We start from the raw sequence: 8,186 nt of genomic DNA on the forward strand, positions 1-8,186 counted from the left end.
ATTTAGTGGAATTGATAAACTTCGCGTCGCACTCCGTTTGAAGCACCCGCAAAAAGGGCGCAGTTATAGAATGCTCCACGATTTACTATTATAAACCATAAGACGCCGATTTGTCAAGGTTTTTTTCGGGATTTTTGTGTGCAGCTGGCAGTTTGTGCGCTGACCCAGTCACTGCGATTACTGCCAATGCAAAAAGCGAACGCCTTACGCGTCCGCTTTATCCTCATTTTTCTCACTCTCGGCGGCGAGCTTCTTCTGAAGCTCTTCCCTGCCGACGGCGAGCATAAGCTTTATTCTGTTCTCCTGGTTGACCTTCGGAGCGCCGGGGTCGTAGTCGATAGTCACGATGTTCGCGTTCGGGCGGATCTCCTTTATCTTGCGGATAGCGCCCTTGCCGTTGATGTGGTTCGGCAGACAGCCGAACGGCTGTGTGCAGACGATGTTCTCGTATCCGGTATCGGCAAGCTCGATCATCTCCGCGGTGAGCAGCCAGCCCTCGCCCATTTTGCTGCCGTAGCCGATTACGCCCTTGACAAGCTCCTTGGTGTGGGCATACTGATGCGGCGGAACGAAGTTGAAACGCTTTGCCGCCTCGATCATCAGCGTCTCGAGCTTTGTCACGTAGTCGAGCAGCGCCTTGCAGAACTCGTACTTGAGGCGGTTGCCGCCGAACATCTTGTAATCCTCAAGACGGTTGTCGACCTTGAAAGACGCGAAGCCCATAAGACCGGGCACGCAGACCTCACAGTCCTGCTCGGCGAGGAATTCCTCAAGGCCGTTGTTCGCCATTTTTGAATATTTTACGTAGATCTCGCCGACGATGCCGACCTTAACCTTTGGCACGCGGTTTACGGGGATCTTTGAGAAATCCTTTGTCAGCTTGTGGAGCGTCTCGTCGATCTCCTCAAGGGTGTAGCCCTTGCCCTCGATCAGCATTTCCGCAAGACGGTCGCTCCAGGTGTTTACGAGAGCCATGGTCTCGCCCTTGTTGACCTCGTAGGGCTTGATCTGGTTGGCGAGGAGCATGAGCTGGTCGCCGTAGACAAGTCCGCCGACAAAGCGCCTGATGAGCGGAAGCGTGAGCGAGAAACCGGGATTCTTTTCCATGCCGAACGAGAGCGAGATGACCGGCACAAATTCAAAGCCTGCCTTCTTGAGCGCCTTTCGCAGCAGGAAGATGTAGTTTGACGCGCGGCAGCCGCCGCCTGTCTGGGTGATCATCAGCGCTGTCTTGTGAACGTCGTATTTTCCGCTCTGGAGTGCGTGGATGAACTGACCGATTACGAGCAGCGCCGGGTAACAGGTGTCGTTGTGGACGTATTTAAGACCCGTCTGCGCGATTTCAGGACCCGTCGTTTCGAGCAGCTCCGCCTTGTAGCCGTAGTGCATAAAGACGTTTTTGAGCATTTTAAAATGTATGGGCGCCATGTTTGGCATGAGTATCGTGTACTCGCGCTTCATCTGCTTGGTAAAGAGCAGACGCCCTGTTTTTTTGTCATACTTCAAATCTGCCATAAGAATTCCTTCTGTATCAGTCGGTAGTTAATGAAAATAACCGCTAATCGTTATCAATCGCGGCGAGCAGGCTTCTGATCCTGATCTTGACCGCGCCGAGATTTGTGATTTCGTCTATCTTGATCTGTGTGTAGATCTTGTTCTTTGCCTCGAGTATCTCGCGCACCTCGTCGGTGGTGATGGCGTCGACGCCGCAGCCGAAGGAAACGAGCTGCACAAGCTCCATGTCCTTGCGCGTGGTGACGTACTTTGCCGCCGCGTACAGGCGCGAATGGTAAGTCCACTGGTTGAGCACTCCCGTGTGGAAGCGGTCAACTCGCGGTGATACAACGTCCTCGCTGACGATCGCAACATCAAAGCCCGCGATGAGCTTGTCGATACCGTGGTTGATCTCGGGGTCGATGTGATACGGTCTGCCCGCGAGCACAAAGATTTTCTTTCCCTCGTGCTCAGCCTTGCGGATGATCTCCTCACCCTTTGACTGGACCTTCGCGCGGTAACGCTCCTGCTCCTCATACGCCCTCTTCGCCGCGACTCTCACCTCGTTGAGCGTGATGTCCGGGAAATAGAAGCTCAGACGCTCGTAAGCCTTCTTCGGGAAGTCCTTGGGACGGTGAATGCCGAAGTACTCCTTGATGAAGTTGACCTTCTTGACGTCCTTCATGTTGTTTCGGATAACCTCGGGATAGTAAGCGACGACGGGACAGTTGTAGTGGTTGTCGCCGAGGTGCTCGTCGAAGTTATAGGACAGACAGGGATAGAAAATCGTCTCTATTCCCTCGTCGATCAGGGTCTGCACATGACCGTGCATAAGCTTTGCCGGGAAGCAGACCGTGTCGCTCGGGATCGTCTGCTGACCGCGCTGGTAGAGCTTGCGGTTCGAGAACGGAGAGTGTACGACCTCGAATTTCAGCTCCGTAAAGAAGCGGTACCAGAACGGATACAGCTCGAACATATTCAGTCCCATAGGAATGCCGAGCTTGCCGCGCAGTCCCTCGACGGGGCGGTAGGTTTCGAGCAGACGGAGCTTGTATTCGTACATATTCATGCCCGTGGCAGGCGCTTTTTTGGTGATCGGCCGCTCACAGCGGTTGCCCGCAATGAACTTTCTTCCGCCGCCGAAAGAATTGATTGTCAGGCGGCAGTTGTTATTGCACAGGCCGCAGTTCGTCACCTTTATCTCGTGAACGAAGTCGCGCAGCGCCTGCGAATCGGCAAGCTTGCTCCTTCCCGTGCCCTTGGATTTTTTCATGGAGTAAAGAGCCGCGCCGTACGCGCCCATCAGACCCGCGATGTTAGGTCTGACAACCTCTACGCCCATTTCCATTTCAAACGCGCGGAGCACCGCGTCGTTGAGGAAGGTTCCGCCCTGAACGACGATTTTCTTGCCGAGCTCGTCGGGGCTTGAGGCGCGGATAACCTTATATAATGCGTTCTTGACGACGCTCAGAGACAGACCCGCCGAGATATCCTCGATGGTCGCGCCGTCCTTCTGAGCCTGCTTGACGCTTGAATTCATAAATACCGTGCAGCGCGAGCCGAGGTCGACGGGACGCTTGGCGAAAAGACCGAGCTTTGAAAACTCCTCGATGCCGTAGCCGAGGGCGTTGGCGAAGGTCTGCAAAAAGCTGCCGCAGCCCGAGGAGCAAGCCTCGTTGAGGAAAATGTTGTCGATCGCTCCGTTGTGAATCTTGAAGCACTTGATGTCCTGTCCGCCGATGTCAATTATGAACTCGACGTCGGGCATGAAATACTTAGCCGCCGTGAAGTGGGCTATGGTTTCGACGATTCCGTAGTCCACGTCGAAGGCGTTGCGGATAATGTCCTCGCCGTAGCCGGTGACCGCCGAAGAAGCGACGTCCAAATCCGGATTTATTCCGTAGACCTCCTCGAGGAAAGCCTTGATGATTTCAACGGGGTTGCCCTTTGAGGGCAGATATTTTGAGTAGAGCAGCTCGCCGTCGGAGTTGAGAACAACGCCCTTGACGGTGGTCGAGCCGGCGTCCATTCCGATGTACGCCCTGCCCTTGTAGCCCTTGAGCTCCTTCTGCTTTACATCAGCCTTTGAGTGGCGCTGACAGAAGCTCTCGTACTCGCCCGGGCTGATGAAAAGCGGCTGGTTGAAGGCGAAATTTCCCGAGCCGTGGTAATCCTTGACCGCCTCGATGACCGAATCGAAGTCAATCGGCTGTTCGGCGCAGAGAGCCGCTCCGCAGGCTACGTAGTAGAGCGAATTCTCGGGGCAGATGCCCTTGGTGCCGAGGGTGCGGTCAAAGCAGTTGCGCAGCTCGCTCATAAAGGTCAGAGGGCCGCCGAGGTAGACTATCTGTCCCTCGATCTCTCTGCCCTGCGCGAGACCCGCGACGGTCTGGCTGACGACCGCGTTGAATATGCTCTCGGCGATGTCGCTCTTGCGCGCGCCCTGGTTGAGCAGTGGCTGGATATCCGTTTTCGCGAACACGCCGCAGCGTGAGGCGATGGTGTAGGTCTTTTCGCACTGCTTGGCGAGGTCGTCCATTTCCTCGAGCGGAACGTTGAGGAGTGTCGCCATCTGATCGATGAACGCGCCCGTACCGCCGGCGCAGGTGCCGTTCATGCGCACCTCAAGGCCGTTTGTCAGGAAGAGTATCTTCGCATCCTCGCCGCCGAGCTCAATCACAACGTCGGTGCCCGGGATAAACGTGTTCGCGGCAACTCTTGTGGCGTAAACCTCCTGCACAAAGTCGATGCCGCAGTCCTGGGCGACTCCCATTCCCGCGGAGCCCGAAAGCGCGACAAGCGCCTTGTCCGCGCCTTTGATCTCTTTTCTGACGCGTTCGAGCAGCTCGGCGATTTTCTCGGTGATCTGGGAATAATGGCGCTCGTATGTGCTGTATATCAGCTTGTTGTCATCATCGAGCACGACGCACTTTATTGTGGTCGAGCCGATATCAAGTCCTAATCTCAAAAGTCCGCCTCCTAAACCTCATCGCGGTATTGCCTTGATAATTTTTATGCGCGGGTTTCTTCGCCGAGAAAGCTCCCGACATTATTCGACAAAAAGTGATAAAAAACCCTATAATAATCCATAATCAATTTATTATAATTCTTTTTAGCGAGTTTATAATTCTGATTTAGAATTATTCGACTATATTAATGATTATATCACCATTGACAAAAAGGAACAACGGTCAGATTTTGGATTTTATACAGTTTTGTAGTAAAATTCTGTAGTTTCTGCCGCCTATCTTACCTCTCCGCTCATTAAAACAAGGTCTGACATTACATCAGACCTTGTTGAATCATAAAAATTTATTCAGGCTTCCTTAACTCTGAGGATAACCGAGCAGTGCGCCGGGAGCTTGAGTTCGGTGCCGCTCAGGCTCGCCTTTTCCTTGCCTGTTGACAGGTCGGCGACAAGCTCGGGTGACTTGAGCATTTCTTCGGTGATAGTGAGCTGCTTTGAGTTCTCAGCGTCAAAGTTGTGGAGAACCATGACCTGCTTGCCGTCGTACTCGGTGATGAACGCGCCGACGGTATCGTCGCCCATATCTGGAGTTGACACTACCCTGCCGCGTTGGATTTCGGGATTCTGGAGCTTCGCCTTGATTATTTTGCGGTAGAAATTGAGCAGCGAATCCTTGTCCTTGAGCTGCTGCTTAACGCCGCCGTTTGTCGGAGGTTCAAAGGTGTCGCCGGCGCCCTGTACGTAGATTTTCGGCATATCGTCGCTGTCAAATACCATAGGCGTGCGGTAATTCGCGTCGCCCGAGGGGTTCGGCGCCGTCATGCCGATTTCCTCGCCGTAGTAGGTGAAGGAATTGCCCGGGAAGAGCATGTAGACAGAGGCGGCGAATTTTTCGTAGTCAAGACCCTTCGACTCGAGGGCGTTTGCGATGCGCACCTGATCGTGATTCGAGAGGAACATGGCGTTGATCTCGTCGGGATTTGCCTTGCGCATCTTCTCGTCGTAGCCGCTGACCTTGGAAACGAGAGCCTTGCCCTTCTGGGTGTTCATAAACTCAACAATGGTGCCGGAGGTCGTGGCGTACTTGAACGCGAACTGGCTGTCGATGCCGCTCTTGTAAAGCTCCTCGATGTCCGCGTCGCCCGACCATGTTTCGCCGACGATATATACGTCGGGATTTATGCCGCGGCAGGTCTTAACAAACCACTCGAGGAACTCCTCGCCGTTGGTTTCCTTGTTGGTATAAAACTTGCACGCGTCAAGACGGAAGCCGTCGACTCCGCGGTCGAGCCAGAACTTGGCGATTTTCGTAAACTCCTCGCGGGTCGCTTCGGAATTGAGGTTCCATTCGGGCATGGACTGAGAGAAATTCGCCTCGCAGGCGTAGTCGCCGAGAACAACGACTTGGGTGTCGGGGCTGAAATAGTCCTTCTCGTGGATCTCAAAATATTTGGCGTTGCCGTCGAGGTTGCCCTCAGTTACCTCCATCGCCGCCTTTGTGAAGAGCGGGTTCTGCGAGGAAATGTGGTTGAGGACGAGATCGATAATAAGCTTTATCCCGCGCTTGTGGCACTCGTCGACAAGGGTATCAAAGGTATCAAGCGTGCCGAACGCCGGGTCGATGTCGTAGTAATTCTCAACGTCGTACTTGTGATAGGACTTTGACGGCATGATCGGGGTGAGCCAGATGCCGTCTATGCCCAGATCCTCTCCCGTGTTCGGGTCGCCGTCGTTGAGGTAGTCGAGCTGTGAAATAATTCCCTGCAGGTCGCCGATAGCATCGCCGTCGGAGTCGCAGTAGGACTGGGTGAATATCTCGTAAAAATTGCGATACTTGTCAGTTGACGCTTCAGCCTTGCGGCTGTCCATAACGTCGCCGCCGCAGCCGGAAAGAACAGCGGAAGCGATCAGCAGAGCGCACAAAATAAGAGAAATTGATTTTTTCATAGAAGCACCCCGTAAATCAGAGTAGAGTAATATCGTTCCTTTGTCAATGAAATGTGATTAGCGAGAGTCTGATGAACACTTCCCGCGTAAACGGGCAGCTTGACTTCATCGAACCCATAGTCCGCGAAACGGAAAACGCGAAACGGAAAACGCGAAACGGAAAACGCGTAATAAAATAAGGGCGGCAGCCGGAGACTGCCGCCCGTAAGAGCATATGAGTTTAATAAAGAGAATTAACCCTTTACGCCGCCCGCGGTTACGCCTTCTACATAATAGCGCTGCATGATGAGGAAGAGCGTTGTAATCGGAATAGCTACCATTACAGAGCCCGCGAGGAACTGCTTGTAGTACTCGTTGATAAACTCGGCGCTTACCATTGACTGCAGACCGATAGCTACGGTGTACAGTTCGCGCTTATCACCCATGATGATCTTAGCCAAGATGAAGTCGCACCACGGACCGATGAAGGAGGTCAGTACGGTGTAAACTACGATAGGCTTTGACATCGGGAGAATGATCTTCCAGAAAATCTGGTTTCTGGTTGCGCCGTCGATTGTTGCGGCTTCGTCGAGAGCACGCGGAATGGTGTCGAAGAAGCCCTTTGAAATCTGGAAGCCCAAGCCTGCGCCGGAGCTGTAGCAGATTACGAGAGCGATGAGGTTCTGGTTAAGACCCATAGCCTTGAGGAGGTAGTAGATAGCGATCATGGTCATGAAGCCGGGGAACATACCGAGGATCATGGCAACGTTCATCAGCTTTTTACGAGCGCCGAATCTCAGACGGCTGAAGGTGTAGGAAACAGCCAGAACGGAGATAGTGGAGATAATGCAGCTGAAGATAGCTACTACGAAGGTGTTAAGGAACCATCTGGGGAAGTTGATCGATGAAGAACCCGCGCTTGTGAAGAGCTTGATGTAGTTGTCAAACGTCCACTCGTGAGGAATGAGGTACGGAACCGTAGTCATTGACTCGGCGCGGAAGGAGTGCATTACAAGGTATACAAACGGAGATACCCAGATAATGCCGAGAATCGCAAGGATGAGATAGATGAAGAAGTTAGCAATGCGTCTTCTGAATTTATAACTTTTTATCATGAGAACGCCTCCTCATCCTTCATAGACTTCGAGTTGTTGTATACAATCAGCGAGATGGTCGCGCAGACAATGAATACGAGAATACCGATTGCCGCCGCGAGACCGTAGTCCTGAGTATCCATGGACAGCTTGAACAGCCATGTTACAAGGATATCGGTACGACCCGCCTGATAGTAATCCTGCGTGGTGGGACCGCCGCCTGTCAGCAGGTAGATAACGTTGAAGTTGTTGATATTGCCGACGAATGTGGTGATCAGCTGAGGTGTGGTAACGAAAATCATGTACGGGAGAGTGATGGCGGTGAAGGTCTTAACGGGAGTAGCGCCGTCGATACGCGCGGACTCGTAAAGATCCTCAGGAATGTTCATCAGAATACCGGACATTGAAAGAATGGTATAAGGAATACCAACCCAGATGTTGACGATTACAACCGTCGCACGAGCCATAAAGGTCGTACTGTTGAGGAACTGGATCTCTATCGTCTCCGTTCCGCCGAACAGGTGGCTGATATCGGTCAGAAGAACGTTGATAGCACCGTTGACCTGGAGCATCTGGTTCATGAGAAGCAGGGATACGAACTGGGGAACCGCGATAGCGATAACGAAGAGGGTTCTCCAGAGACCCTTGAACTTGATACCCTTCTTGTTGATCATCAGAGCGACGATCATACCGAGGATATAGTT

At 53.0% G+C, this 8,186-nt stretch carries 5 protein-coding genes; all 5 read right to left on the reverse strand.

Annotated elements, in window-relative coordinates:
- Positions 1-204: 204 nt before the first annotated feature.
- The gene (locus tag KQI64_RS00055; RefSeq protein WP_216522745.1) at positions 205-1,515 is read right to left on the reverse strand and encodes a 2-hydroxyacyl-CoA dehydratase; all 1,311 of its coding nucleotides are present in this window, start codon (positions 1,513-1,515) and stop codon (positions 205-207) included.
- Positions 1,516-1,558: 43 nt separating this feature from the next.
- A complete protein-coding gene (locus KQI64_RS00060) occupies positions 1,559-4,462 on the reverse strand; it encodes an acyl-CoA dehydratase activase (RefSeq protein ID WP_216522746.1) in 2,904 nt (967 codons plus the stop codon).
- A gap of 348 nt (positions 4,463-4,810) precedes the next feature.
- The gene (locus KQI64_RS00065; protein ID WP_216522747.1) at positions 4,811-6,409 is read right to left on the reverse strand and encodes an alpha-amylase family glycosyl hydrolase; all 1,599 of its coding nucleotides are present in this window, start codon (positions 6,407-6,409) and stop codon (positions 4,811-4,813) included.
- A gap of 233 nt (positions 6,410-6,642) precedes the next feature.
- On the reverse strand, positions 6,643-7,503 hold the full coding sequence (locus KQI64_RS00070) for a sugar ABC transporter permease (protein ID WP_216522748.1): 861 nt from the start codon (positions 7,501-7,503) through the stop codon (positions 6,643-6,645).
- On the reverse strand, positions 7,500-8,186 hold a 687-nt coding region (locus tag KQI64_RS00075), incomplete at its 5' end, for an ABC transporter permease subunit (protein ID WP_216522749.1). The genes KQI64_RS00070 and KQI64_RS00075, both read right to left, overlap by 4 nt.

It is taken from the genome of Lachnoclostridium sp. MSJ-17, assembly GCF_018918205.1.
Classification (GTDB): Bacteria; Bacillota; Clostridia; order Oscillospirales; family Acutalibacteraceae; genus Ruminococcoides.